The following is a 25,276-nucleotide window of genomic DNA, read 5'->3' on the forward strand; positions in this document are numbered from 1 at the left end:
GCGCAAGATAGAGTCCAAGACCTACTTTCCATCATCACGATAGAGCGCATCTATAGTGGCGGTCATGGAGCTGCGCCATATCCGGTATCTGTTGGCGGTCGCCGATCACGGCAATTTCACCCGCGCGGCCGAAGCGTTGCACGTGTCCCAACCCACCCTCTCGCAGCAGGTCAGGCAGGCCGAGCGGACGCTGGGGGTGCAGCTGCTCGACCGGTCCGGCCGCACCGTACGCCTCACCGAGGCCGGCGCGGCGTACGCGCATCACGCGCGTCTCGCGTTGCGCGACCTCGACGCCGGTGAGCGCGCGATCCAGGACGTGCAGGACCTCTCCCGAGGGCACCTGCGGGTGGCGATGACACCGACCATCACCGCCTACCTCATCGGCCCGCTGGTTCACCAGTTCCACGCCGCGCACCCGGGCGTGACCCTCGCCGTCGTGGAGACCACCCAGGACCGGATCGAGGCGGACCTGCTCGCCGACCGCGTCGATCTCGGGATCGCCTTCACCGGCACCCACGCCGCCGGGATCGAGAACGTCGCGCTTTTCACCGAGAACCTCAGTCTGGTGGTCGGATCGGCCCACACCCTCGCCGCGCGATCGGAGCCACTGCCGGTCCAGCAGCTCGTGGAGCATCCACTGGCGCTGCTCAGTCGAGACTTCGCGACCCGGTCTCATATCGACGGATACTTCGATGACTGCGAGATCGCGCCGAGCATCGGGGTCGAAGCCAACTCCATCGGCGCGCTGGTCGAATTCGTTCGCCGAGGATCGCTCGCCACCGTCCTGCCCGACGCCATCACCCGTGCTCACTCCGACCTGCTGCCCATCGCGCTAGCCCCCGCGTTGCCCACCCGGACGGTGGAACTCCTGCGCCGCGGCAGCGCCTACCACTCGGCGGCCACCCGAGCCTTCGCCGCGATCGCCCAGGCCGCCGTACGGTCGACCTAGCGGTATCGGCCCGCTCCCGCCGGCTATAGATGCAACCAATCATTGCTATGAACAGCAAGTATTGGACTCTATAGCGACAGGTTGTGCATGGTGGATCTCGTCAGGTCCAACCCGGCCAAGCGCCCTGAAGGGAGCGATCCATGCACGATCTCGCCGCCGGCGTCACGCACTTTCAACGCGATGTCTTCCCCGTCAAGGCGGAGCTGTTCGCCCGCCTCGCCACCACCCACAGTCCCGGGACACTGTTCATCGGCTGCTCGGACGCGCGCGTGGTCCCGGAGTTCGTCACCGGCTAGTGCTCTCCTCCGATGGGGTGGTCGGGCACGACAACCCCTTGTTCTCCGCTGGTGGAACAGAACCAATACCAGTCGCCGCTGAGGTGATGGAATGCGCCTGTCGCGGGGCGGTGGCCAGAAAGATTGGCAAAGCCACTTCCCATCGAGCAGTAGGCCGCCATAGGGCCAGTCCTGAAGTAGATGCCGTCGCTGAAGCGTTTTACACCGCGATCGCCGTTGGGTTCCACACCGCGAATGCGATAGAGGCCGAGGCGGTCACCTTCGAACGTCCGTGGATCGACACCCGCGCGCACCTGCCGTGCCGCATCGTCGAACGCGCGCGCCGAGAAGTGCCAGCGCACGGCCATCGGCAGGTCCGCGGTCCATACAATCGCCGTGAGCGCGACTATCAGTGCGGCAGCAGCCAGGGGGCCGAGATCGGTTACCCGAAGTCGCCGGGATCGGATTGCCAGGATCGGGTAGACGATGACCACGTACAACACCGCAACCAACATGAATGCCAACACGAGGATCAAGAACGGCGACAACGACATCAGCTCTGCGCTCGCCGGGTTGCTCGCCGAGACGATTGTCCCAAGGCAGGCCACGACGGTGCAGACAAGCAGCAGATACCTGCGAAGCCGTGACCACAATCGTCTGTTCCCCGGTCGGCTGTTCTCGGTCTGCGCCGTACTCATGCCGGGAGCCTAGACTCCAGCCGTAGATCGTGACCAGGCCGATGGCCTGATCACGGTCGGGTTCGGGGGTGTCGGAGTGCCGGTGCCTGTGAAGGGCAGCAACCACGCGATCCTGTCGAATTTGTTTGTAATACAACTGAATTCGTGGGTGATCGCCCCGCGCAGCGTAGTGGGTGATCGGTGGCAGGACGGCTTCGAGGACCTGATAGGGCGTGTAGCCGGGCGGCAATGGCGTTGTGCCGCTCAGCTTCTCGGAGCCATCCTCGGCTGATGGCGTCCTTGCCGACGGCGTGTTCCAGCACAGAGTCGGTCATTCAGTCGGGGTGCGTACTCGGTGGTGGTCAGGAGGGATCGTTGAGTGCGGAGATCGCCGCCCGGCGGGTTTCGATCGTGACCGGCGCGCTGGTGCGGTAGTGGCGGTAGTCGGTGTCGGCCCAGGTGATGAACTGTTCGATGTGCTCGCCGGGACAGGCGGGAGATGCTGGTGACCTCGGGGTGGTGCCGGGCCGGCCACGCGGTGAAGGTGTGCAGGCGTCCGTAGACGTTGCGGCGTCGCGGTTCGGTCGAAGCGTTTGATGATCTCTTGCATCTCGGCCGTTGCCCTTGGGTAGCTCGTGCTGCCGGGGGAGCTGGTGGGAGATGGTCCGCGCCGATATTCGAGAATGCTATGAGCAAACAATTCCAACCATTGGTTTTATTCCCCATTGGTTCGGTCGGCCCGCTCGGGGCGCTGTTGACAGACCGGCAGGGTAGCTACGATATAGATCGGTGCCGCAATATACTCTCACGATTCGGACAGAACAATGGGCTATTTCCCGGGCCCGCAAATGCGTTATCCTGCAAGGTCCTCAAATATCGACACCAAAGACAAGCTGACAATCATTGTCGCTACTCTCGCTTTGCTTGTCAGTGTTGGCGCTCTGCTGACATCAGTAAATTCATGCCGTCAAAGCGCGACGTCCAACGAAATCGCGGCCAGTGCGTACGGTGTAGCCCAGCGTCAGGAAAGTATCGCTAGTAGTCAAGCGGATCTCGCCAGACGTGAAGCAGAGGGGGGATATACCGTCGCCTTTACCGTGTGGTTGGAGCGCGGTGGCAGTGGGACTGTCTCAGAAGAGGTTTCGTGGTCTGAAGAGGAAGACTTCACAATCAGCAAAAGTGAATTATTTGCCAACACAACATGGTTGAGTATAGATATTACTAATACGGGAAATAGGCCAGTTATTGTCCACGATATCGGGCTCGTGACCAACCGCGAAGGGGGGAAAGGGGCTTGGGCCAGGACTCACGGATACCAGAAGCCGGACTACTGCGGTCAGGATGCCGGGGGAGACATAAGATGCTATCAGTTTCCGCTCACTGTCGCAGTCGGCGGCTGGTTCATACTGAAATGGCCAGTTTGGTTGGATGCGGATTACCTGCTCGAGCAAAAGGCCGTTAACCCGATCGTGGTCGGCATCAACACGCACAATCGCCAAGATGTCTTCGAGACCAACTTAGCGGTCCGCTAGGCGGCGTCCATCAGCCGGGCGAGGTCGAATGCGGGTGAGTTGCCGTCACTCACGCAATTCGGCGGTACTCAGCTCTGACCATGCACTACTGCTCGGCGTTCAGGTGGATATCCGGCTTGGTCCCGAGCGCTGGCACTGGACACATTGAGATCCACGCGTGCCGCAACCCCGGCAACTGCCCAGGCTTGTCGACCAACGCCGCCGATCAGGAATGACTTCGTCGACTGCGCGGTGGGAGACCGGTGGTCGAGTTCGGCTCACCGGAACTCAACCGTCGCTGCACATTGATGGGTCACGGTATGTCCCGTGTCCTTCGTGAATAGCAGCCGGGATCCGGGCCCGACGTTGTCGAGGCTGCCGCGGCCCGCCTCATCCAGGCAGCACCGAACCGGCAGCCCTGTGCGCCGGTACGCGACATGATCGGCAGCACCGACGTTCGGCCGCCGCCTATGCCGTCCAGGAGCGCTTGACCGCCGCCCGGCTCGACGTCGGCACCTGCCCGCGCCCCTGTTGGCGCGTGGAAAGCCGCCGGAGTTCGGCGAAAATCTTGTAGCACGGGAGGTCAAGAGCGGCGGTTCTACCCGGCCGGATACGACCGGTGGCGGGAAATCCGTTGCGGGGGTGCGGTTCCGGCATGCTCAGACAACAGCGGTCAACGCGACCGGGTCATCGGGTCGTAGCGAACGCGATCCAGGGGTCAGTAGTAATGGCGTCGGCCGCCAACAGCGCGGCCCGTCGACCCCAACAGCAATAACACGAGCCCGATGACGAGCACCACGATCCCGATGGTCCAGAGGATCGGGATACCGAATATGAACCCAACGACAAGAAGAATGATTCCGAGAACGATCATGGCCGGCTACCTGGTTTCGCTGCTGTATCCGAAGGGTCCGAGAGAACCCTCAGTGCTCCTGTTCTATCGTGTGCGCAACGCCGAGCACCAGTCATTACGCCCACCCAACCACGGCCACGGGAAGAACAAAAGCCATGATCAACCCGATGTCCTACCTATTCCAGTAGACGCCTCAGGACCACGGATATACAACCCCTGTTTATCGAAGTCGCAGACCGGCAGTCGCGGCGGTGTGTTCGGGTTCGGCTGCATTGCACACAGATCGGCCTGTTATGCGTGCACGGTATGCTCAGTGTGGCGCAATAGTCGGCTTGGCGGCCTGCCCATCGAGCTTGCGGATCAGTAGATCGCCGGTGATGTCGGTGAGCTTGTCGATGCTCTTCGGCTGACGAGCGACCGTACGTCCCTTGCCGCCGACGGACATGATTCCTTCGCCTCAGTGGCATATCCCCGTGGACTCACGTGATGAACGAAGACACCGACCCAGGCCGAACCGAGGACCACCGCACCGCCGACGGGGCGGAGCAGGGCCACGGCGACCTGGTCGCGCAACCCCACACCACCGACGAAGGCGGGCCGATCATCGCCGCGGAAACTGCGGCGGCGCGGGCAAGCACGATGCAGAATCCGCTGGGCAAGCCCGGGCGACGATTCGATCCGCGATCGCCGTTCATGATCGGCATGGCGGGCGCGGCGGGAGTGGCGGTGACCTACGGCGCGATCCAGGCAGTACTCGCCGCGAGTCAAGTGCTGGTTCTGATCACTATCGCGTTGTTCCTTGCGATAGGTCTGGAACCTGTCGTGTCGTGGCTGGTTCGACCGTGGTTTCCCCGATGGGCCGCGGTGACCGCGGTATTCGTGGTGGCGATCGGCTTGCTGGCAGGGTTCCTTGCGGCCGCGATACCTCCGCTGGTCACCCAAAGCAGTGCGCTGGTTCACAACGCTCCGGACTACATCAACCATCTTGCGCAACGATATCCACTCATCGACACACTCGACACTCACTTCCATCTCCGAGACCGACTCCAGGAAGGGCTGGAGTCCGATCCCTCGGTGCTGGCCGGGGGTGTCCTCGGTGCGGGGCGGCTCGTCTTCAGCATTGTCAGCGGCACAGTCATTGTCGCCGTGCTGACTGGCTACTTCATGGCAAATTTCGCGCAGGTTCGCGGGTCGATCTACCGGCTGTTTCCGCGCTCACGCCGCCCACGGGCGATCCTGATCGGCGACGAGATCTTCGTGAAGGTCGGCGGCTACATTCTGGGGAATTTGGTCATTTCGGTGATCACTGCGGTGTTGACCTTTATTTGGCTGTTGATCTTCGATGTGCCCTACCCGCTGTTGCTGGCCGTCCTGGTCGCTGTCCTCGACTTGATCCCGGTGGTGGGCTCCACCCTGGCTGGGATAATCGTGGCCCTGGTCGCGCTCACCGTGTCGGTGCCTGTCACGGTGGCAACCATCATCTTCTTTATCGTTCTGCGGTTGTTCGAGGACTACGTACTCGTGCCCAGAATCATCGGCAGAACGGTGCGGGTGCCTCCGATCGTGACGGTGGTGTCGGTTCTGCTCGGTGGCGCGTTGCTCGGGATAGTCGGTGCGCTGCTCGCCATCCCGGTCGCTGCCGCGGTGCTGCTGATCATCGATGAAACGGTGATGCCTTCTCTGGACAAGCGCTAGGGCGTGTATCGAAGTAACATCAGCTGTTTTCTGAAAGACGTTGTCCGCGTTGGCAGATTGGCGAGGTCTCCGGTAAGTGGGTTGAACGACCAAGCACAACCGGAGACCAACCGGAGACCTCGTGACCGGAGTAGCGGTGGCGGGGCGGGCGGATCTGACCGACGCTCAATGGGCGAGGCTGGAACCGCTGCTGCCCCGCGGTAGAAAGGCGGGCCGCCCGCCCGTATGGACGAAACGGCAGCTCATCGACGGAATCCGGTGGAGAACCCGAGTCGGCTGCCCGTGGCGTGATATCCCACCACAGTGCGGGTCCTGGTCGGCTATCTACGGGCTGTTCCGGCGCTGGCAGCGCAGCGGGGCCTGGATCGTGATCTTGAAAATGATGCAGGCCTTCGCCGAGGCCGCTGGCCGGATCGTGTGGCAGGTGAGCGTGGACTCGACGATTATGCGGGCCCATCAGCACGCGGCCGGGGCCCGCCGTGACCCGGGCAGCCAAGCCGAACCACCGGGCGGGCCCGGCGAGTGTGAACCCGGCGACCACGCACTCGGCCGGTCACGCGGCGGGTGGACAACAAAACTGCATCTGGCCTGCGAGGCCGGGTGCCGGGTGATGGGAATGCTGCTCACTGCCGGCCAGGCCGGGGACAGTCCACAATTCTCGGTGGTCCTCGATCGGATCGAGGTGAGCGAACTCGGTGGCGGCCGGGCCCGGCGACGACCGGATCGAGTGTTGGCCGACAAGGCCTATTCCAGTCGCGGTAACCGCACCTGGCTGCGTCGGCGCGGGATCAAGGCCACGATCCCGGTGCCGGCCGACCAAGCCGCTCACCGCAGGGCCCGCGGTTCGGCCGGTGGGCGGCCACCAGCATTCGACAAGGTCATCTACCGCGACCGCAACACCGTCGAAGGCGGCATCAACCAGCTCAAACAACACCGGGCAGTGGCCACCCGCTTCGACAAACTCGCCGTCCGCTACCTGGCGACCATCCATATTGCTGCCATCAACCAGTGGCTACGACACCCCTGAACCAGACAGCATCGAACGCCCGCTCCATTTCGGAGCGCTAGCGTAGGGATGTGCCCTTTTGCCTCGACGTCTACATCCGGGCCCAGCCCAGCGACCGCTCGGCCGTGCTCTCACGTTTCATCAACCGGTACGTCGACACCGAGGACCCGGGAGACCCTCGTTTCGACGCCTTCGTCCGAACGTTCATCGCAGGCGAACCGGCTTCGGGCGACCTGGATGCTCTGGCGGAATGTCGGCCGGATTCCTGCACCGAGAGAGCATTCTCCCTGTACCTGCGATCCAGGGATTACTACCAGGCCATCATCACCCTCACTGAGGAGAACGACCTGGTCCTCGGCCTGAGCATGGACGACCCGGACAATGATCCCGCGATACTGCCCCAGGCTTCAACGCTGATGGCATCGCTGGCGGAGGAGTTCGGGGCGACGAGCGGCGTTGCGGGCGTGGAACTACCACCACCCCAGAGCATTTCAGAATGGACGAACGACGCGCTCGTGATGCTGCGATACGGAAGCGTTTGAACATCCTTCCCTACCGCGGCTCGAGCACAATGCGGGCAGGTACCAGCCCGCCCTCACCACCACTTCGAAACAGGCCCTAGCTGTTCGGATTCGGCTCAATGGAGCGCGCGAGTGCAGACCAACGCGACCATGGTCATTGCGCTACACCTAACCCTGGGGATGAAATACGCTGGTGGACAACGGGAATCGGCGCGCGACGAGCGGATGGCCACGGAGGGCCACCCGCTCGCGATCGACGCTGGCGGGCGTCGAGTCAGTGGCGGAAGGCGTCCTTGACCTTCTCGCCCGCATCCTTCAGGTCGGACTTGGCCTGATCGGCCTTGCCCTCGTGCTGCTTTTCCTTGTCGTCGGTGGCCGCGCCGAACTTTTCCTTGGCCTTACCGGCGATCTTCTCGGCCTTGTTCTTCGCCTTGTCTACACCGCTCATGGTGCGAGCCCCTTTCCTCGAAGGTGCCCGGCCTGCGATTTCCAGCCGGTCCCCTTGCGGGTAGCCCGCATTTGCGCTGCCAAACAACGATGCAGAGGCGACGCCCGGCAGATTGGGAGCTTGCCGGGTTCTAGCCGCGGCTGCTCGGCGCGAACCCGACTACATCTTGGTGTACCGGGCCATGGCGAAGCTGTAGAGGCCATAGGTGATGATGCCCAGGCCGGACAATACGAGGAGGACCACTCCATAGGGCTGAGCCCCCACGGTTTTGAAGGCGCCGTCGAGTCCGGCGGCTTTGCTCGGCTCGGCTCGGCTCACGGCGAGGATCACCAGCAATCCGACCGCGGCGATGGCCAGCCCTTTCGCGATGTAGCCGACCGTGCCCAGCCTGCGCACGAGGTCGCTGGTGGTGCCCTCGAGGTCTTCGAGGAAGTTCTGGCTTACTCCTTTGTAGACGTGGTAGCCGCCGATCGCGATGATGAACAGCCCACCCGCGAGGAGGGCAATCGTGCCGGCGGTGCTGTGCATCATGCGGGCCGTGATCCCCGCACTTTGGCCGCTGCTGGACTCGCCGCTGCCGCGGGCGAATCCGAACGCGGAGAAAGCGAAGGCGAAATAGACTACTGCCAGGGCAAATGCCTTGAGGCGATCGAACGCTCTCGACTTCTTGCTGTCGGTGTCAGGTTTGGACGAGCTGCCGAGTGCCGCTTCGGCGAGTCGCCACAGCGCCATCAGTACAAACGCGACGGCGCCGATCCACAGGGCGACGACGCCACCCGGCTTGCCGGCCAGTTCCGACATGGCCCCGGATTGGTCGGCAGTGCCGGCGCCGCCGAGGGCGATCCTGATGGCGATATAGCCGATGATCAGGTGCACGATGCCGCTCATGACGAAGCCCGTGCGGGCGAATCGTTCGAAGATGCTGTTCTGGGCCAGCCGACCTGCCGTGGACGACGAGTTGTCGTAGGACGCCGACGACGATGTGCCGGAGGACATCGGGGGCGGGTCGTTGTCAGGCATGGTGCCTGCCTCGTATTGGGCGTGGTGGTGGATGGGTCCGCGGGGTGCGGCGGGGCGGCCTGCAGGGTGGGAGCGGAGTCCTGAGGCTTGATTGTCCGGCCGGGGTCCGTCGTCTCGGAAACTCGCCGATATCGGTGTCCGGTGCGTCGCCTTGGCGTGCTGTCAGCGTAGCCCTGCTTTCCCTGCTGGCGGTAAATACGAGGCCGGTTCGGCCTGGGCGTCTGATCGCCTATTTTCCAGCTCGGGGGTGGTCGAGTGGCGTTAGGTTCGAGGGGGAGAGTGCGAGGAGTCGAAAGATGAGCACGATCATCGTGATCGTCGGTTCATCCGGATGATTGTTCTCGTCTGTTGATCGAGGTGCGTGCCTGCTCGGGGTTGTTCGGCGTTTCACCGTGGCGTCCAGTTCGTTTTCGGGCAGAGTGGAAAGTGTGAGCGCCTCCGATGCTGTGGGCATGGCCCTGGTGTACCGGGTCGAGATCGGCGAGCCGGGTGCAGGTGTGTGGTGGCAGGTCTCCAACGTCGGTAGTCCGCGCCAGGTTGTCGCAGCGCTGACCGAGCTGGCAGTGCGCGTCGAACGCGACATCAGGGCCTCCTTCGATAGCGGGCGCCGCCGATATGGCTATGAGCTGGCCTGGTTGGATGGGGTGGTGCTCGAGTCGTTTCGGGGCGAGGTCGAGTCGGTGTTGATTCCGGGTGAACTACGCGGGCTCGCGGTCACCCTGGCCGCGTGCGATGACAGACCCGGCCTAGGGCGCTGGGATCTCTGAGCTCGGCGCGCCGGGTGCGGATATGCGCTGTCGTGCAGTCGGAGCTTGCGCCGCAGTTCGGTATCTTCAGCGGTTCGGTCAGCGCGCAGGTTGCCGACCCGACGTTGGTGGCGGCAACAACACAGCGCTCTTCGCCTCATCGGCACGCAACCGCGACAACCGATCATCGGCGGAGGTCCTGAGTACCAGCACCTCACGGAGGTCCTCAAAGCTGTCGCGCCGCGACCTGACGGCCTACCAGAAACGCTCATCTCGGCTGGCGCCGCTGATTCAGCCGGTGCGCTGCGAACTCAACGGGGCGGCAATGCTTTCCAGAGAGCGGCCCTCGGCTCGCACCCCGAGGATCAGTTCGACGACTCCGCCGAGCGTCATCATGGTCGCGCCGATGGTGAAGGCCAGCGCGGTGCGGCCTGGGTCGCCATCACCGGTGAGCTCTGCGAAGACCAGCGGCCCCGCGATACCGCCCACGGCAGTGCCCACGGCAAAGAAGAAGGCAATGGCCATGGCCCTGGTCTCCATCGGGAAGATCTCGCTGACCGTGAGGTATGCGGAACTGGCGCCGCACGAGGCCACGAACAGCACGACAGTCCAGCACGCGGTGAGCGTGACCGCGGTGAGATCGCCGCGCACCAGCAGTATCGCGGTGAGCAGCAATAGGACTCCCGATCCCAGGTACGAGCCCGCGATCATGGGTTTGCGGCCGAGGGTGTCGAAGTAGCGGCCGAGCAACAGCGGCCCGAAGAAGCTGCCAAGGCACATAACGGCGTAGTAGTAGCCGGTGCGGTCGCTGGGCACGTCGAATGATTCGCCGAGAATGACCGCGAAATTGAAGGTGACCGCGTTGTAGAGGAATGCTTGCCCGACGAACAGCGCCAGTCCGAGGGCGCTGCGGCGCGGGTACTTGCGGATCATGACGGAGGTGATCTCGCCGAACCCGGTGGAGCGGCGCTGGCGGATCTCGATGGTCTGCTCGACAGCCGGCAGGTCGGTGCCGGTCTCCCGGCGCACTTGTTCCTCCACCCTCTCGACCAGGTCCTCGGATTGGCGGTCGCGTCCGTGGATGAACATCCACCGCGGGCTCTCCGGCACGTGCCGCCGCACCACCAGCACCATCAAGCCGAAGATCACGCCGATCCCGAACATCAAGCGCCAGCCTATGTTCGGCGCGAACAATTGCGGATTCAGCGCGGCCACCGAGAGCAGCGCGCCGCCGGACGCGCCCAGCCAATAGGTGCCGTTGATGACGATGTCGATGCGGCCGCGGTACTTGCTCGGAATCAGTTCGTCGATCGCGGAATTGATGGCCGCGTACTCGCCGCCGATGCCGAGCCCGGTGAAAAACCGGAACAGCACGAACCACCACAGCGAGAAGGAGAACGCGGTCATCGCGGCGGCCACCAGATACACAACTAGCGTGATGATGAACAGCCGTTTGCGGCCGTAGCGGTCGGTCAGCCAGCCGAACAGCAGGGCACCGATACACGCCCCCGCCACATACATGGCGGCCGCCAGCCCGGACACCTGCGCCGAAGAGATGGCCAGGCCACTGTCGGGCTCGGATAGTTTTGCCGCGATATTGCCCACGACGGTGACCTCGAAACCGTCGACGATCCACACCGACCCCAGCCCGACCACGATCATCCAATGCCAGCGCGCCCACGGGAGACGATCGAGCCGGGCCGGGATCCGCGTGCGAACCGTGGTCATCCCGCTGTTCTTCCCGATTCCTGGCTCGGGAAACCTGGGCGCGTCAACTCGCCCGCGTGTGTCCCCTCCCGAACGGTTTGCTCCCCGCGCCGGTGGCAGCGAGCACATCTCAGCGCGGTCGGGGCACGTTCTCCTCGAAGTTGCTGCGCCCGAAGACGTTGCCGGGCTGCACGTAGAGCGGCGACGACAACATGTCCTCGACCTGCTGCTGGTAGTCGGCGGTTCGTGCACGGCTATCGGCATCGACTATGGCGTTACCGGTCTGGGGCGGCGGCTGATCGTCGCGTTCAGGTGTTGGGGTTCTCATGCTGGTCGGCGCGCACGTGCGCACGCATCCCTTGCAGGCCGAACAGAATAAGTAGCTCGACCACTCCGCCGTCGGCGCTGCCCAGCCAGTGCGGCAGGGACGTGTCGAACTCCGCGGCCAGACCGGGCCGCAATGTCTGGTCGCGCTCGCCCCGGTACGCGGGGCACCGACGAGATCGTCCAGCGGACGCTGACCTGACACACCGACTGGCATGGACAGGTTCCGTGAATTCTCGTGTGTCACCGAGAATGGGACACGGCCCACACCGGTACATCAGGGGCGGGGTGTGGGCCGTGTCGCGGGGGTCAAGCCGCGTTGTAGTCGGCAGCGATGTCGAGTACCCAGGTGACGCCGAACTGGTCGGTCAGCATGCCGTAGAGGGGCGACCATTCGACCGGTGCGAGCGGCACCACCACGGTGGCCTCGGCGCTGAGCGCGTCCCAGTAGGCGGCGATTTCGTCGGCGTCCTTCCCGCGTACGGAGACGAAGTAGGAACCTGTGCCCTGTTCCCACGTCCGCGACGAGGGGACGTCGTAGGCCATGACGTGAAAACCCTTCCCCGAGGTGACTTCGCCCCACATGACCTGGTCGGCCTCACCCGGGTCCTGCACGCTGTGCGCGTCGGTGTAGGTGACCACGGCGAGATCGCCGCCGAAAACGGAATGGTAGAACTCCAGCGCCGCGCGGGCGTCGCCACGGAGATTGATGTGGGTGACGGTATTGATGGTCATAGTCGCTCCTGTGCGTGTGTGGACGGTTGGCTCGTTGTCTGCCATGACCGAGATTTCCAGCTGTAGCGGCCAGCTTGTGTCCTCTTCTCCTGGCAGGATCGACGATGTGCAGAAGACTTCCTCGCGACTGCTATCGCTGCTTTCCTTGCTGCAGGCACGCCGGGACTGGCCGGGGTCGCTGCTGGCCGAACGACTGGACGTCAGTCCCCGCACCGTGCGCCGCGACATCGATCGCCTGCGCGAACTCGGCTATCCCATCGGCGCCTACAAGGGCCCCGACGGTGGATATCGCCTCGAGGCGGGCACGGATCTGCCACCGCTGCTGTTCGACGACGATCAGGCTGTCGCGCTGGCCCTCGCTCTCCAGATTGCGACTACGGCGGGCGCGGGAATCGAGGAATCAGCGATGCGGGCGTTGAGCACAGTTCGCCAAGTGATGCCGGCGCGGCTGCGACGACGGATCGACACAGTGCGGATCGCGGCCGTAGAAAGCCCTGCGTCACAAGCGAACCCGCAAGTGGACAGCGCGAAAATCGTGACACTGAGCGCCGCCGTCCAAGCCCGTGAGGTGCTCCGCTTCGATTACGCCCCCGCCAACAGCGGAGCCGAGAGAGGCGACATTCTTAGCGGGCCCCGGCGCGTCGAGCCTCACCATCTCATCACCCGGGGCGGTCGCTGGTACCTCGTCGTATGGGATCTCGACCGCGAGGCCTGGCGAACATTCCGCGCGGACCGCATCACCCCGCGTACACCGACCGGACCTCGTTTCACTCCGAGGGAGCTGCCGGGCGGGGATTTGCGGTCGTTCGTGGTGGGCCTTTTCCGGGGTTCCGATAGCACTGGCGATTGGCCGTGCTGGGGAGAAGTGATCATCGAGCTTCCCGCGCAGGACGTGTCGCCATACGTCAGCGACGGCATTGTCCAAAGTGTCGGCCCAGCCCGCTGCCGAGTGGTTCTGGGCTCGTGGTCCTGGCCCGGACTCGTGGCCGCGTTCGCGAAGTTCGACGCCGACATCGAGGTCGTGGGTCCCGCAAAGCTACGAGACGCCTTCTCCGACATTGCCAATCGTCTCGCGCGCGCCGCGTCTCGATCACCGCGTGGTCCAGCGCCTCGCGCTGGGTGAACGGTGGCGACCATCACGCCGCGCGGCTGGAATGCGAACTCGGACTGACCTTGTTCGACCGGTCCCACCGTCGGGCCCGGCTCACCCCGGACGGCCAGGCATTCCTTGTCCACGCGCGCCGCGCGCTACGCGGCATCGACTGTGCCGCCGCTGCGGCCGTCGACATCGCCGCCGGTAACACCGGTTTACTGCGCATCGGCAGCAGCGTCGTATTCAGCCCTCGTATCGAAGCTGCTCTTGCCGCTGTCCGCGACGCCCACCCCGGCATCACGCTCCAGGTGACAAGTTCCGCCTCAACGACCGGTCAGCTCGCCGCCCTCGCCGCTGACGACCTCGATGCCGCATTCGTGGCAGCGCCACCGGACACCCCGGGCGTGCGAGTTCATCACCTCTGGGACGAGCGGCTATTCCTGGCAGTCCCCGCCGCATACGCCCACACCGCCGGCAACCTCGCCAACCTCGCTGAGCTTCCCCTGGCCCGACCCGCCCGCGCAGATAACCCCGGCATCTACGACCTGATTACGGCCGCCTGCCAAGCGGCCGGGTTCACCCCCCGCGTGGGGCCGACTCTGACCCGAATCCAAGACCTCCTTGCCGGACCCGTTGCCTCCGGAGGGTGCTGGACCGTGCTCCCCGCCGGCGTCGTCTCGCAAGACTCCACCGCCGTCGCCGCCATCCAGCCCGACCCACCGATCCGCGCCCCCGCCGCACTCGCACTACCCGACCCGCACCCCGCGCCTCCGCGCTGAGCCTGCTCACCGCCGCACAGACCAGCACAGCAAGCTGAGCAGGTGGCCCACTCATCGTGGAGTTGGCCTAGCGTCCGCCCCACCGGAGCACCCGATGCGGCGGGCTCGAATACGGTGGCTACAAAAACGGTCTACAACCACCGAAACAGTGGGGAGTTCGCAAGGTGAACGTGTCGGAAGTCGTCTATAACGTCGTGGTCATCACGCACCTGCTCGGCATGGCCGCGGTGGTCGGGGGCTACGCGGCCGGACAGCCGAACGTGTCCACGGTGATGGTGTGGGGCGCGCGCCTGCAGATCATCACTGGTCTCGTACTCGTCGGTATGGCCGAGTCGATCGACTCACTCGGCAAGGACCTCGACATGGCGAAGATCGGGATCAAGCTGGTCATCGCGGTGCTGGTCGCCGCATTCGCGGAGATGGGGCATGCCGATGCCAAACGAGGGAAGAACGTGCCATGGCTGACGCACGCCGCGGGCGGGCTGGCGATCGTGAACGTGTTCGTCGCCGTGTTGTGGACCTGAGGCACGAGTCGGAACCGAGTTACCAGAGTCCGATGCCCGCGTTCGGCAACGCGGGCATCGGACTCGTCGTCACGACTCGAACAACGATTGCCCGAGGTATCCGCCCGGTGACCGAACCCCCGGCGGGATAACGAACACCGCCGACCCGATCGGTGTCGTCCAGACATTGAGAGCGTCGAATTCGGCGAGACGCTGCTGCACCGGCAGGTATTGGGCATCCACGTCACGCTGGAACGCCGCGAACAGCAGCCCGGAATTGGAGGTCTGACCGGGCGGCGGCGCGTCGTCGTAGTTGTAGCCGCGGCGCAGGAACCGCTCGCCGTCGTTGGCGTGATGGGCGCGGGCGATATGTGCGGACGGCGGGATGACCGGAATGCCGTGTGCGTCGACGGCCGCGAAGTCCGGCTCGTCGAATTCCCTGGTCCCGGTCAGTGGCGCGCCGTCGGCCAGCTTGCGGCCGACGCTGAGTTCCCTTCCCTCCGGATCGATTTCGTCCCAGGTGTCGAGCTTCATCGCGATGCGCCGCAGCACCAGCGACGTGCCGCCGGCCAGCCAGGGCTGTGCGCTGCCGTCGTCCCACACCAGTCGGGCGAAATCCGGCGTGCCCGGCGCGATATTGACGGTGCCGTCGACCTGCCCCATCAGGTTGCGCGGGGTCTGCCCTGGCGCGGCGTTGCGGAAACCGCGCTGCACCCAGCGCACCGAGACGAGCGATGCCACGTTCTTGCACAACACCCGTACCGCGTGCGACACAGCCGTCGCCTCGTCTGCGCAGACCTGCAGCAGGAGGTCACTGTCGTTCCAGGCCGGTTCGAGACGATCGATGTCGAACGGCGGCAGCGGACGCAGCCACGACGGCCTGCGCTGTTCCATACCGGACACCGTGAACACCCTCGGACCCAGTCCCACGGTGACCGTGAGCCGCGCGGGCCGGTGCGCCAGTTCGGGTTCGGTGTCGGCCAGTGCGGGGTGGCCCTGGGTGAGCCGCGCGGCATCGTCGGTCCAGATCCGCAGGAGCCCGATGATGTCGTCGCGGTCGGTGCCGGGTCGCAGATCGAACCCGACGAAAGTCGCCTGCGCCTGCGGTGGGGTCTCGATGCCTGCCTGGTGTTCGCCGTAGAACGGCTCTATCGCGGTCGGCGTCGGATCAGTGTCGCCGGTCTGCCGATCGCCGAGCGCGACCGCGCCCCAACCGAGTCCGGCGGCGCCGGCCGCCACGGCGGCCCCGCCGAACAGGTGCCGGCGAGTGACGCGTCCTGGGCGGGCGGACTCAGCCACCGTGCGCGGGGGTCTGCGGGGTGCCGCCACCCATGTGGTCGCCATCCGGTGCGTAGTTCTCCTGGTTGCCGGGGAAGTCGCGCACACGGGCGGTGAATGTGGTGGTCGTCCCGTCGTCGAAGGTGAGCGTGACCGGGGTTTCCGAGCCGGTGCGCAGGGCCGCCTTCAGCCCCATGAACATGATGTGGTCGCCGCCGGGGCGCAGCGCGACGCTGCCGCGTGCCGGAATCACGAAGCCGCCCTTTTTCGGCTGCATCTTCTTGGTTCCGTCCGCGGCCGCGACGACCTCGTGCAGTTCGACTCGTTCGGAGGCGGGGCTGGTGGCGGAGACGACCGTCACCGACGTGGTTCCGGAGTTGTTCAGATCGCCGAACGCGGCAGACATACCGCTATCGGCGGCCTTGATCCACTGATCCGTGACGGTGATCGAATCCGCTGCCTTGGTGGGTGCGGCGTCCTTGTCGTCGGACGAGCAGCCGACGAGTAGGAGCGGGACCGACGCGAGAACGGCCGCGGCACGCACTAGACGAGAGGCGCGGAGTGCGGATGGTCGGGTTGTTGTCAGCATGGGGAGACTCCGATCGGGAAGGGATTGGGTTTTCCGCTGCGGCAGGACGATTGGCGGCACCGAAACGTTCGATCGATGCTCCGCGTGACGGTTCGGGGCAGCCGTGCTCGACTCGCTGGGAGACAGGCCGGGCGAGGGTCTGCGCCGCCGACCGACTCCGATCGATACATGAGTGCCTGCATAGAGCGGGATCGTGCTGAAGCCCGTCAGATGCGCTGTTGCACTGGGCGCAGGAGCGGTGCAGGCACATCCGACATTGCTCGACGCGGGTGCGGTCCCGCACTCGGCTACATGCGTGTATTCACTGTGGTGGCAACGTACTACCGAGGTCGAGCGAATGTGCCGATGGCGCTGAATGCATGGACGCATCGACTGCGGTGAGACGGGCTAGCGGGGCGCCGGAGGCCCCCTGGTGCCGATTCCCGAACTGAACAGCAGTCGCTTCGGAGTCGGCGTCGCGCCGAACGGCACCGCGAGGGCAGGTGTCCGCGGTGCGAGCGGTCCAGCGCCGAGTACGTCGACGACGCGCACCGCACTCGACGCCGCACCGGTGATGGCGCGTTCCGCGCTGTGGATGAGCAGGCCGCCCACCGGGATGGCGATCAGGTGGGCCATCAGCATGGCCCCACCGATATGCGTGCTGTGGTGATGGCCCGCCGACATCGACACGGCGAGGTGGCCGGCAGTCTGGCCGATCGCGAGCATCGCCATGACCTCGACGACGCCGTGCCGAGTGCGCATCGAGGCAACGACAGCGCCGGTCAGCGTGCAGGCGGCGAGCAGGAGGGCGAGCGCGGATCGGCTGGGGGAGACCGTGCCGCCGGCGAGAGCGTGCGCGGCGATGCTCACCGCACCGGATGCTGATCCGACGAAGGCGCCGCGCAGTCGCGCCGCTGCCTCGATCGGTGTTCGCACCGGGCCATACTACTGCCGGTCGTAGGACGCATACGCACGGGATTGAGCGGTTGAACCGGTCTGAGCTCGATGTGCATCGACTGTCGCGGTGCGGCGACTGCCATCGACGCTCCTGCAGAGACCGACGGGCCGACACCGTCAGGTCGGCACCGGGAGCAAGGCCGGCCGCTTGGGCTTGATGTCCGTGCCCGACGAGCGTCCGCGCAGGCGTCGCACCATCCAGGGCAGCAGATGATCGGCAGCCCACCGCGCCTCGCCCGCGACGGCCCCGGCGACGGTTCGGCGGCAGGGGCTGCCGCCAGGTCTCGTCCGCGCCGGGAACGCTGAGCGTGGCGGCGACGGCACGGGCGACGAGGTCGTGGCCGAGTGGACTCAGATGCAATCGGTCCTCCGCCCATACCTTCGGGTGGGTGGTGGCCGCGACCGGCTCGAAGTCGATCAGCGTGACGCCGTGCTGTCGAGCCAGTCGACGCAGGTCGGCATTGAGTGCACGCACGCGCGGTGAGAGCGGCCGGGCGAACGGCGCGACCGCACCGATGTCGGGGAAGGTGAACGTGACGACGCGGATGTCGAGTGCGGTCAGCGCGGCGAACATCGCGTCGAGGTGGTCCAACAGGGCGTCCCGGTCGAAGCGCGGCCGGATGATGTCGTTCATTCCCGCGAGCACGGTCACGAGATCGGGTTGCAGCGCGATGGCCGCTGGGAGCTGCTCGGTGCGGATCTGTGCGGCGCGACGGCCGCGGATGGCCAGATTGGCGTAGTGCAGGTCGGCGTTGGTCGCGCCGAGGCGTTCGGCGAACCGGTCGGCCCAGCCGCGGTGTCCGCCGTGGTCGTCGGGGTCGCCGATGCCTTCGGTCTGGCTGTCCCCGATCGCCACGTAGCGGGTGTAGTGCGGTCCGGGTGTCGTGTTCGGCTCCACGTTCGGCTCCTGCGGGTTCGGCCATCGGCGCAGGAATATCGTACGGTCACACAGGAATTACGGGCCATCGGCGGTGCGGTCAGAGCGGACGGAAGCCGGTTCCGATGCCGCCGGACTGATCGATGTCGTCGAGCACCATGCCGATTTGACTGGCCACCGACGGATCGTGGACCGGTACCCCCGTGCCCTGGCACATGATGTCGAAGACAGTCACGCCGAGGACCTTGACCCCGATGTGCCCGACGTTCATTCCGACCAGTCGGTCGCCGCTGGTGACAGGACCGCCCGAGTCGCCCGGTCGCGAGCACACTTGATTCTGGAACCACCAGCGGTGGGTGTCCCACACGACGCCGCAGTTGAATCCGGACGTGCGCCCGTTCTTGCAGACGATGTCGCCTTCGCGCGGCGGCGTACCGATTCCGGCGATGAGTGTCGAGGTCACTTGCCGGGTCGGGTGGACTTTGCCGCGGTCGAACTCGATCACGGCATAGTCGTCGTGGTGATCGACCGAGGCCACGGTGCCGATGATCCCGGCCTGCGGCACATGCTCGGATGTGACCGACATGCCGAGCTCCGCGCAATGTCCCGCGGTCAGTCCGACCATCCGATCGGCGCGGTCGAAACCGATCGTGGTGAGGGTGCAAGCCGATTGCCCGCCGAGCACGATGCCCGATCCACCGCCCAGCGCCGCCCGCTGGTCTGCCGCTGTCGCCGACCCGGGGAACCCGTGGGTAGCGAGGAGCGCGACCGCCGCGGGCACGAGCACGCGAATCCCGATCCGTCCCTTAGCAAACATGCTGTCAACTGTGCACTGCGGCCCGCTCGGCGGACTGGATCATGTGTCATCCCTTCCATTGCAGGTCGGACACGGTTTGGTGTAGCCGCGCCCGCTCTGCGGGACCGACGATCGACCGTCCTGTGGATGGGCAACCGTCCAGCGCGGACGTCGATCACACGTCCAGGAAGGCGGTGCTCGGATCGCGCTCGATGACCGAGTCCTGGGTGCAGGATCCGTTGTGGCGCTCCGGATTTCCGTTGTGCGCCGCAACCCGACAGAATGGCGTATCAGGCCGCGTGACACCGGCCCTCATGGTTAGGTTGCTCTGAACGGTCCAGACATGCGGATCCTGCATGGGAGGGTGACGATGATGGGTTCCGAGTCGGTACCGGTGGGCATCGATCCCACCAAGCCGAGTATTTCGCGAGTCTACGACGCCCTGCTCGGCGGCAAAGACTATTACGAGGTCGACCAGCACGTGGTCGACCACCTCGTCGAGACGATGCCGCAGGTCGATGTGCTTGCGAAATTGAATCGCGCGATCCTGGGTCGCGGCGTGCGGTACCTGGCCGGTGAAGCCGGGCTGAAGCAGTATCTCGACCTCGGCGCGGGGCTGCCGACCATGGAGAACACCCACCAGGTCGCCCAGTCGTTCCAGCCGGATGCGCGGGTGGTGTATGTCGACAATGATCCAATTGTGTTGGCGCACGGGCGTGCTCTGCTGGAACAGGACAGGAGCACTCGGGTGGTGACCGCCGACCTGCGCGAGCCGGACAAGGTCCTGGCCCATCCCGACGTGCAGAAATTGATCGATTTCTCCGAGCCGGTCGCGGTCCTGCTCGTCGGCATGTTGCATCACCTGCACGACGGCGAGGACCCCGAGGGAGTGGTGGACGGTTACCTGGACGCGGTGCCGCCGGGGAGCCACGTGTTCATCACGCACTTCATCAACGAGGGCCCGGAGGCAGGTCCGGTGGAGGAGTCGTTCCTGGAATATCTGGGGACGGGGCGGTTCCGGACGCGCGAGGAGATTCTGCGGCTGTTCCGTGGTCTCGAACTGGTCGAGCCGGGGCTGGCGTATCTGCCGGAATGGCGTCCGGACCGGATCGTGCGTGACAAGCTCACCCTGCCCGAGCGACTGATGGTCGGCGGGATAGCGCGCAAATAGCGGCGGTCCGCACGGGCTTCCGATCGGCGCTGACAGCGCGCATGGCTCGAGACCTCGGACGTCGCACTGATGGTCGACGACATCGGCCGCTCCCTCGCCGTCGCCCGCAGTCGTCGCACCACGGGCATCATCCGCCAAAACCTGGCCGTCTCCCTGCTCATCGCTGCTGTCCGGTCCAGGCCACCCTCATCGGTCTCCCATCGGGCCTGGAGTCTTCATCCACGAAGGCTCCACCCTCCTGTATGTCGCAAACGCCTTGTGCCTGTTGCGCTTCGGTCGCGGGGCCGAACCCGAAGGCATCGACCACGAGCCGTGCCCAGTGTCCGCCCGAGGAGCCGAGGCAACGGCCGGGCGCAGTCCTCGGAGCAGCGGCCGATCGCGATCTGGCCGGTCGAGCGACTCGAGTCGATACAGAGTGGCCTTTCGAATTCCCGTGAACGGCGAACACACGGAATCTCCACATTTGACGCCGCTTCTCTCCACAGTGGGTGGCTAGGGTTTCGGAGCATGGAGCAGAGCGCACTGGTCACGGGGCAGCCGGTATCGCGTCGGATCCTCGTCGTCGACGACGAGGTGACCATCGCCGAGTCTGTCGCAGCACGGTTGCGAGCGGAGGGGTTCACCGTCGAGATAGCGCACGACGGCCCCGCAGCGGTCGCCGCTGTGGAGGCGGGGGAGCCCGATCTTGTCGTGCTCGATGTGATGCTGCCGGGGTTCGATGGGCTCGAGGTGTGCCGGCGCATTCAGGCCGGGCGCGGTGTGCCGGTGCTGATGCTCACCGCTCGCACCGATGAAACCGATCAGTTGATCGGGCTCGGCGTCGGTGCGGACGACTATCTGACCAAACCGTTCTCCATGCGTGTGCTCGCAGCCCGGGTACACGCACTGCTGCGGCGCATGGAGCGCGCGTCCGACCGTGACGATGCCGCCATCGTCGTCGGCGACCTGCGCATCGATCTCGATCAGCGTCGTGTCTGGCGCGGTGATGTCGAAGCTCAGCTGACCCCACTCGAATTCGAGCTGCTCGCTCGACTTGCCCGCAGGCCCCGCGTGGTGCTGGCCCGCGAACGTCTACTCGAGGAAGTCTGGGACTGGGCCGACGCCGCGGGCACCCGCGCGGTCGACAGCCACATCAAGGCCTTGCGCCGCAAGCTCGGCGCCGACCTCATCCGCACCGTGCACGGTATCGGCTATGCGCTGGAGGCGCGATGAGCATCGTGGAGAAGGTCGGCGACTTCGTGGCCGAGGTGTTGCCGCGCCCGCTCGATCCGGTCCGGTCGATCAAGCTCAAGCTGGCGATCCTGATGCTGGTTTCGGGTGGGGTTGCCTTCGGGTTCTTTCGCCTCAAGATCGGCTGGTTGCCGCCGCGTACCACGCTCACCGCAGTCGTCATCGCCTTGGTGACCTCGCAGTTCCTGGCACACGGCATCACCAGGCCGCTGCGTGAGATGACAGCCGCGGCCAAACGGATGGCGCACGGCGACTACACACGGCGAGTTCGCGCGAGTTCGCGCGACGAGGTCGGGCAGCTGGCGGAAGCGTTCAATCACATGGCCGCCGACCTGGCTGCCGCCGACCAGCAACGCCGGGATCTCATCGCCAATGTCTCCCATGAGCTGCGCACGCCGATCACCGCGCTCAATGCCGTGCTGGAGAACCTTGTGGACGGGGTGTCCGAGCCCGACCCCAAGACGCTGCGCACAGCCCTCGCGCAGACCGAGCGGTTGGGTTTGCTCGTCTCCGAGCTCCTCGATCTGTCCAGCATCGAGGCGGGTGCGCTCCCGCTCGATCGTGAACGCCTCGCCGTCGTCCCGCTGCTCGCCCAGGTCGTCGCCGAGGCCGAGGTGATGGCGGCGGCGCTCGGGCGTGGTGTGCGATTCAGCACCGACGTGCAACCGAGCACGGCGAGCGTGTCGGCAGACCGTGCACGCCTGCATCAAGTGCTGTTGAATCTGCTCGACAACGCCGCCCGCCACGGACCCGCGGGCGGCCGTGTTCGGATCACCGCGCATGCCCACAACGGCCAATTGGTCATCGAGGTCCAAGACGACGGACCCGGCATCCCGTCGGCCGAACGTGCCCGCGTCTTCGACCGCTTCACCCGCGGCGGCCGCACCGACGGCGGTGGCACCGGCCTCGGCCTCGCCATCTCCCGCTGGGTCGTCGACCTACACGGCGGCACCATCGCCGTGGCCGACCCCGGCTCCCGCATCCGCGTAGTCCTGCCCGACCGCTGACGCCCCCGAACCACGCCTCGCCCAACCCTGCTCACCACACCCCGAACCACTCGACAGGTCCCGGGGCGATCCCGCACACCGACTGGAGGGGAACCTCATGCCCGAACAACCCACGACGCCAGACGAACCACCGACATCGAAACGACCATCCGGCGGTGACCATCCTCGGCATGACGAGGCCGTGGCGGAGAGTCCCGCACTGTCGGACGACCCGACCCCCGACTCCCGATCGGCGGTGCCGGATGAACCGGCCACATCGGCGGAGTCGCCGATACGCGTGACACGGCCATACCGATGGAACAGAACAACGCCGCCGACCTCAGCCGGGCACACCGGCGCTGCGCTTTCCACAGAGGGTGTGATGTCACGCGAGGGAAAGGCATCCGATGCCGGGGTGGGCGGCCAGAGTAATGCGTTGGACGCGGCGATCGTCGCCGACTCCGCAGCCGAGGGGGTTTCGTCCGCTGCGTCGACATCCGCCGAGCCTCACTCCGACAGGATGTCGGTGCCGGCAGGTGACATCGCGTCGGATGAGACGCCGACGACTCCTCGCAGTGCGGCGGATTCCGATCATGCGGCGCCGCCGTGGAGCGCAGGTTGGCGAGCAACCTCGTCGGTTCCGACACGTCCTACGCGGCTCCTTTCGCCTGTCTGGCAGGAGTCACCATCGACGTCGCAGGGCAACCGGATGCTGCCTGGTCCGGCCGCAGTTCAACCGCTCTACGCGCCGAGATCATGGGTACCGCTACCGCCGAGGTGGGGGCGAGTCACCTGTCCATCGGGTGTGCTGCCTGCTGTGGGCATCGCGGGGGTAGGCGGCGCGGTCCTGATTCCGCTGGATCGTCCAGGGGTCGGCTGGGTGCTGGCTGGAGCGGTGGCGGCGGCCGCGGTGTTCGTGGTAGATCGGCGTGCGCGGCGCACCGCGGGAGCTGGTGCCGAGTCCGCATCGGATGATGGGTCTCGGGGTGTGTCCGCGGACGGGACCGCGGAGGTCACTTTTGCCGAGCCCGAGTCAGCAAAGGCTGGAGCTGTGCGGGAGGGGTCGGCAACGACCGGGGCTGTGCAGGTGGGGTCCGGCGCGGCCGGAGCTGAGCACGTCGCCGGAACAGAAATTGGATCGGAGCACACTGCGGGAGCGGTCGTGGGGACTGCGTCGGTCGCGGACGAGGCGACGACGCCGTTGTCGGCTCTCGCGGACAGCACCGGCGGCATCCTGGGGAATTGGGGCCGGATCTGGTGGTCGGCCTCGGCATTGGCGTTGCTCGCGGTGGGTGCGTTCCGCGCCGCCGGATGGCTGTTCGTACTGTGCGTACTCGCCGCGTGTGTGGCCGGATCGTTGGCGGCCGTAGGGCGGCGATCGGCCAATGGCGTGTGGTACGACGTGATCGCGGTGCCGATCGAGTCGTTCGCGGCGTTGCCGTGGGTGTACGCGGCGATCGGCCGGGTGCGCGGGAGTGGTCAGGACAGGTCGTGGCGGGTCGTGGCGTCGATAGCGGTGACGATCGTGCTGTTGGCGGTGTTCGTGCCGCTCCTGGGTGGGGCGGACGCGACGTTCGCGAACCTGCTCGCGAGCGTGACGCCAGAGCTCGACGCCGGAGCGATCGCGCAGTGGACTGTTCTGTTCGCTGTTGTGGGGCTGGGCTCACTCGGTGCGATGTACCTGCTGGCCGGACCGCCTGCCCCGGCCTTCGACGAGGAAGACGCCGGGACCGGTCGATCGCTGCGACGACTGGAATGGACGTTGCCCGTCGGCGCGCTGACGGCGCTGTTCGCGCTCTTCGTCGGTGCACAGTTCGTTGCGCTGTTCGGTGGTGACAACTACGTGCAGCGGACCGCCGGGCTCACCTACGCCGAGTACGCCCGCAGCGGTTTCTGGCAGCTGTCGATCGTGACGATGCTGACCCTTGCCGTCATCCTGGTCGTCTTGCGTTGGGCGGCAAAGGATTCGGCGGCAGATCGGCTGTGGTTGCGAACGCTGCTGTGCGCGGTGAGCGTGCTCTCGTTGGTCATTGTCGCGTCCGCGCTCGGCCGGATGTGGACCTATCAGCAGGCGTATGGATTCACGGTGCTGCGACTGTTGGTCGAGGTGTGCGAACTGTGGCTCGGCCTGGTCTACCTGCTGGTGATCGCCGCGGTGCTTCGGCTGGACCGTGCCTGGCTGCCCCGTGCCGCGATAGGCACCGCCACCGCAACTCTGGTCATCCTCGCCGTACTGAACCCTGAAGGTCTTGTCGCCGACAAGAACATCGACCGTTGGCAGCACGGGAAGAACGTCGACACCGAGTACCTGGGCACCCTTTCGCCGGATATCGTCCCGGCTCTGCAGCGTCTGCCGGAACCGCTGCGCGCCGAGGTGCTCGATCGGATTCGCGCGGACCTCGATGGTGACAGCTGGCAGAGCTGGAATTTGTCACGGGCACGCGCACGATGAGTCGGGCAGGTGCGCGCACTCTCGACCAGCCGTCGCGAAGGTCGGCGCGGAAGGGAGCGCGCATCTGCCGCTCAGCGGGGGACTGCCTGGCAGCCCACCCGCCCTCGACGGCAATACAC

The 25,276-nt window shown here is 65.8% G+C and carries 26 protein-coding genes and 1 pseudogene; 14 read left to right on the forward strand and 13 right to left on the reverse strand.

Going from position 1 to position 25,276, the window contains the following annotated elements:
* The first annotated feature begins 64 nt into the window (after positions 1–64).
* Both cynR and ACFU4Z_RS17340 read left to right on the forward strand, forming a co-directional pair.
* A complete protein-coding gene (cynR, locus tag ACFU4Z_RS17335) occupies positions 65–949 on the forward strand; it encodes a transcriptional regulator CynR (protein ID WP_379063974.1) in 885 nt (294 codons plus the stop codon).
* 140 nt (positions 950–1,089) lie between these two features.
* Positions 1,090–1,245 carry a hypothetical protein gene (locus ACFU4Z_RS17340; protein WP_379063976.1) on the forward strand — a complete coding sequence of 52 codons (156 nt, stop codon included), beginning with the start codon at positions 1,090–1,092 and terminating at the stop codon, positions 1,243–1,245.
* Here the strand turns inward: ACFU4Z_RS17340 and ACFU4Z_RS17345 are convergent.
* Positions 1,242–1,922 (reverse strand): hypothetical protein, encoded by a 681-nt coding sequence (locus tag ACFU4Z_RS17345; protein ID WP_379063978.1) that lies wholly within the window; start codon positions 1,920–1,922, stop codon positions 1,242–1,244. The genes ACFU4Z_RS17340 and ACFU4Z_RS17345 overlap by 4 nt on opposite strands.
* Positions 1,923–2,725: 803 nt before the next feature.
* On the opposite strand from ACFU4Z_RS17345, the gene ACFU4Z_RS17350 reads away from it, so the two are divergent.
* Positions 2,726–3,433: a hypothetical protein gene (locus ACFU4Z_RS17350; RefSeq protein ID WP_379063980.1), complete on the forward strand. Its 708-nt coding sequence runs from the start codon at positions 2,726–2,728 to the stop codon at positions 3,431–3,433.
* Between the two features lie 697 nt (positions 3,434–4,130).
* Here the strand turns inward: ACFU4Z_RS17350 and ACFU4Z_RS17355 are convergent.
* A complete protein-coding gene (locus ACFU4Z_RS17355; protein ID WP_379063982.1) occupies positions 4,131–4,286 on the reverse strand; it encodes a DUF6131 family protein in 156 nt (51 codons plus the stop codon).
* A gap of 289 nt (positions 4,287–4,575) precedes the next feature.
* Complete coding sequence (locus ACFU4Z_RS17360) at positions 4,576–4,710, reverse strand: hypothetical protein (RefSeq protein ID WP_379063984.1); 135 nt, start codon at positions 4,708–4,710, stop codon at positions 4,576–4,578.
* A gap of 41 nt (positions 4,711–4,751) precedes the next feature.
* On the opposite strand from ACFU4Z_RS17360, the gene ACFU4Z_RS17365 reads away from it, so the two are divergent.
* The 3 genes from ACFU4Z_RS17365 (at position 4,752) to ACFU4Z_RS17375 (ending at position 7,508) form a co-directional block, all read left to right on the forward strand.
* Complete coding sequence (locus tag ACFU4Z_RS17365) at positions 4,752–5,960, forward strand: AI-2E family transporter (protein ID WP_379063986.1); 1,209 nt, start codon at positions 4,752–4,754, stop codon at positions 5,958–5,960.
* A gap of 121 nt (positions 5,961–6,081) precedes the next feature.
* Positions 6,082–6,987, forward strand: a complete 906-nt coding sequence (locus ACFU4Z_RS17370) for an IS5 family transposase (RefSeq protein ID WP_379063988.1) — start codon at positions 6,082–6,084, stop codon at positions 6,985–6,987.
* 50 nt (positions 6,988–7,037) lie between these two features.
* Positions 7,038–7,508, forward strand: coding sequence for a hypothetical protein (locus tag ACFU4Z_RS17375; RefSeq protein ID WP_379063990.1), 471 nt, complete (start codon positions 7,038–7,040; stop codon positions 7,506–7,508).
* A 253-nt stretch (positions 7,509–7,761) separates the two neighbouring features.
* Here the strand turns inward: ACFU4Z_RS17375 and ACFU4Z_RS17380 are convergent, their stop codons facing one another.
* The gene (locus ACFU4Z_RS17380) at positions 7,762–7,935 is read right to left on the reverse strand and encodes a CsbD family protein (RefSeq protein WP_379063993.1); all 174 of its coding nucleotides are present in this window, start codon (positions 7,933–7,935) and stop codon (positions 7,762–7,764) included.
* A gap of 159 nt (positions 7,936–8,094) precedes the next feature.
* The gene (locus ACFU4Z_RS17385; protein WP_379064305.1) at positions 8,095–8,931 is read right to left on the reverse strand and encodes a DUF1206 domain-containing protein; all 837 of its coding nucleotides are present in this window, start codon (positions 8,929–8,931) and stop codon (positions 8,095–8,097) included.
* Between the two features lie 452 nt (positions 8,932–9,383).
* On the opposite strand from ACFU4Z_RS17385, the gene ACFU4Z_RS17390 reads away from it, so the two are divergent.
* The gene (locus tag ACFU4Z_RS17390) at positions 9,384–9,722 is read left to right on the forward strand and encodes a hypothetical protein (protein ID WP_379063995.1); all 339 of its coding nucleotides are present in this window, start codon (positions 9,384–9,386) and stop codon (positions 9,720–9,722) included.
* 270 nt (positions 9,723–9,992) lie between these two features.
* Here the strand turns inward: ACFU4Z_RS17390 and ACFU4Z_RS17395 are convergent, their stop codons facing one another.
* The 3 genes from ACFU4Z_RS17395 to ACFU4Z_RS17405 form a co-directional block, all read right to left on the reverse strand.
* Complete coding sequence (locus ACFU4Z_RS17395; protein ID WP_379063997.1) at positions 9,993–11,429, reverse strand: MFS transporter; 1,437 nt, start codon at positions 11,427–11,429, stop codon at positions 9,993–9,995.
* 109 nt (positions 11,430–11,538) lie between these two features.
* Complete coding sequence (locus tag ACFU4Z_RS17400; RefSeq protein ID WP_379063999.1) at positions 11,539–11,736, reverse strand: hypothetical protein; 198 nt, start codon at positions 11,734–11,736, stop codon at positions 11,539–11,541.
* Positions 11,737–12,041: 305 nt separating this feature from the next.
* Positions 12,042–12,467 carry a VOC family protein gene (locus ACFU4Z_RS17405; RefSeq protein WP_379064001.1) on the reverse strand — a complete coding sequence of 142 codons (426 nt, stop codon included), beginning with the start codon at positions 12,465–12,467 and terminating at the stop codon, positions 12,042–12,044.
* 106 nt (positions 12,468–12,573) lie between these two features.
* On the opposite strand from ACFU4Z_RS17405, the gene ACFU4Z_RS17410 reads away from it, so the two are divergent.
* From ACFU4Z_RS17410 to ACFU4Z_RS17420, 3 genes are all read left to right on the forward strand, one after another.
* On the forward strand, positions 12,574–13,590 hold the full coding sequence (locus ACFU4Z_RS17410) for a helix-turn-helix transcriptional regulator (protein WP_379064003.1): 1,017 nt from the start codon (positions 12,574–12,576) through the stop codon (positions 13,588–13,590).
* Positions 13,587–14,339, forward strand: a complete 753-nt coding sequence (locus ACFU4Z_RS17415; protein ID WP_379064005.1) for a LysR family transcriptional regulator — start codon at positions 13,587–13,589, stop codon at positions 14,337–14,339. The genes ACFU4Z_RS17410 and ACFU4Z_RS17415 overlap by 4 nt, the downstream gene beginning before the upstream one ends.
* A gap of 218 nt (positions 14,340–14,557) precedes the next feature.
* Positions 14,558–14,863: a hypothetical protein gene (locus tag ACFU4Z_RS17420; RefSeq protein WP_379064306.1), complete on the forward strand. Its 306-nt coding sequence runs from the start codon at positions 14,558–14,560 to the stop codon at positions 14,861–14,863.
* A 69-nt stretch (positions 14,864–14,932) separates the two neighbouring features.
* Here ACFU4Z_RS17420 and ACFU4Z_RS17425 read toward each other — a convergent pair whose 3' ends face one another.
* The 5 genes and pseudogenes from ACFU4Z_RS17425 to ACFU4Z_RS17445 form a co-directional block, all read right to left on the reverse strand.
* Positions 14,933–16,141, reverse strand: a complete 1,209-nt coding sequence (locus ACFU4Z_RS17425; protein WP_379064307.1) for a Dyp-type peroxidase — start codon at positions 16,139–16,141, stop codon at positions 14,933–14,935.
* Positions 16,134–16,709, reverse strand: a complete 576-nt coding sequence (locus tag ACFU4Z_RS17430) for a copper chaperone PCu(A)C (protein WP_379064007.1) — start codon at positions 16,707–16,709, stop codon at positions 16,134–16,136. The genes ACFU4Z_RS17425 and ACFU4Z_RS17430 overlap by 8 nt, the downstream gene beginning before the upstream one ends.
* A gap of 387 nt (positions 16,710–17,096) precedes the next feature.
* The gene (locus tag ACFU4Z_RS17435) at positions 17,097–17,624 is read right to left on the reverse strand and encodes a hypothetical protein (RefSeq protein WP_379064009.1); all 528 of its coding nucleotides are present in this window, start codon (positions 17,622–17,624) and stop codon (positions 17,097–17,099) included.
* Between the two features lie 397 nt (positions 17,625–18,021).
* Positions 18,022–18,543: pseudogene (locus tag ACFU4Z_RS17440) on the reverse strand (SGNH/GDSL hydrolase family protein); the annotation flags it as partial.
* Between the two features lie 79 nt (positions 18,544–18,622).
* Positions 18,623–19,339, reverse strand: a complete 717-nt coding sequence (locus ACFU4Z_RS17445) for a S1 family peptidase (protein ID WP_379064011.1) — start codon at positions 19,337–19,339, stop codon at positions 18,623–18,625.
* 349 nt (positions 19,340–19,688) lie between these two features.
* Here ACFU4Z_RS17445 and ACFU4Z_RS17450 point away from each other — a divergent pair, with 349 nt between their 5' ends.
* The 4 genes from ACFU4Z_RS17450 (at position 19,689) to ACFU4Z_RS17465 (ending at position 25,157) form a co-directional block, all read left to right on the forward strand.
* Entirely contained in the window at positions 19,689–20,489 is an 801-nt protein-coding gene (locus tag ACFU4Z_RS17450) for an SAM-dependent methyltransferase (protein WP_379064013.1), read from the forward strand.
* A 507-nt stretch (positions 20,490–20,996) separates the two neighbouring features.
* Entirely contained in the window at positions 20,997–21,701 is a 705-nt protein-coding gene (locus tag ACFU4Z_RS17455) for a response regulator (protein ID WP_379064015.1), read from the forward strand.
* Positions 21,698–22,726 (forward strand): ATP-binding protein, encoded by a 1,029-nt coding sequence (locus tag ACFU4Z_RS17460; protein ID WP_379064017.1) that lies wholly within the window; start codon positions 21,698–21,700, stop codon positions 22,724–22,726. Before ACFU4Z_RS17455 ends, ACFU4Z_RS17460 begins: the two co-directional genes overlap by 4 nt.
* Positions 22,727–23,867: 1,141 nt before the next feature.
* A complete protein-coding gene (locus tag ACFU4Z_RS17465; RefSeq protein WP_379064019.1) occupies positions 23,868–25,157 on the forward strand; it encodes a DUF4153 domain-containing protein in 1,290 nt (429 codons plus the stop codon).
* Positions 25,158–25,276 lie beyond the last annotated feature (119 nt).

This window comes from Nocardia sp. NPDC057440, from assembly GCF_042802915.1.
In the GTDB taxonomy this organism is placed as follows: domain Bacteria; phylum Actinomycetota; class Actinomycetes; order Mycobacteriales; family Mycobacteriaceae; genus Nocardia.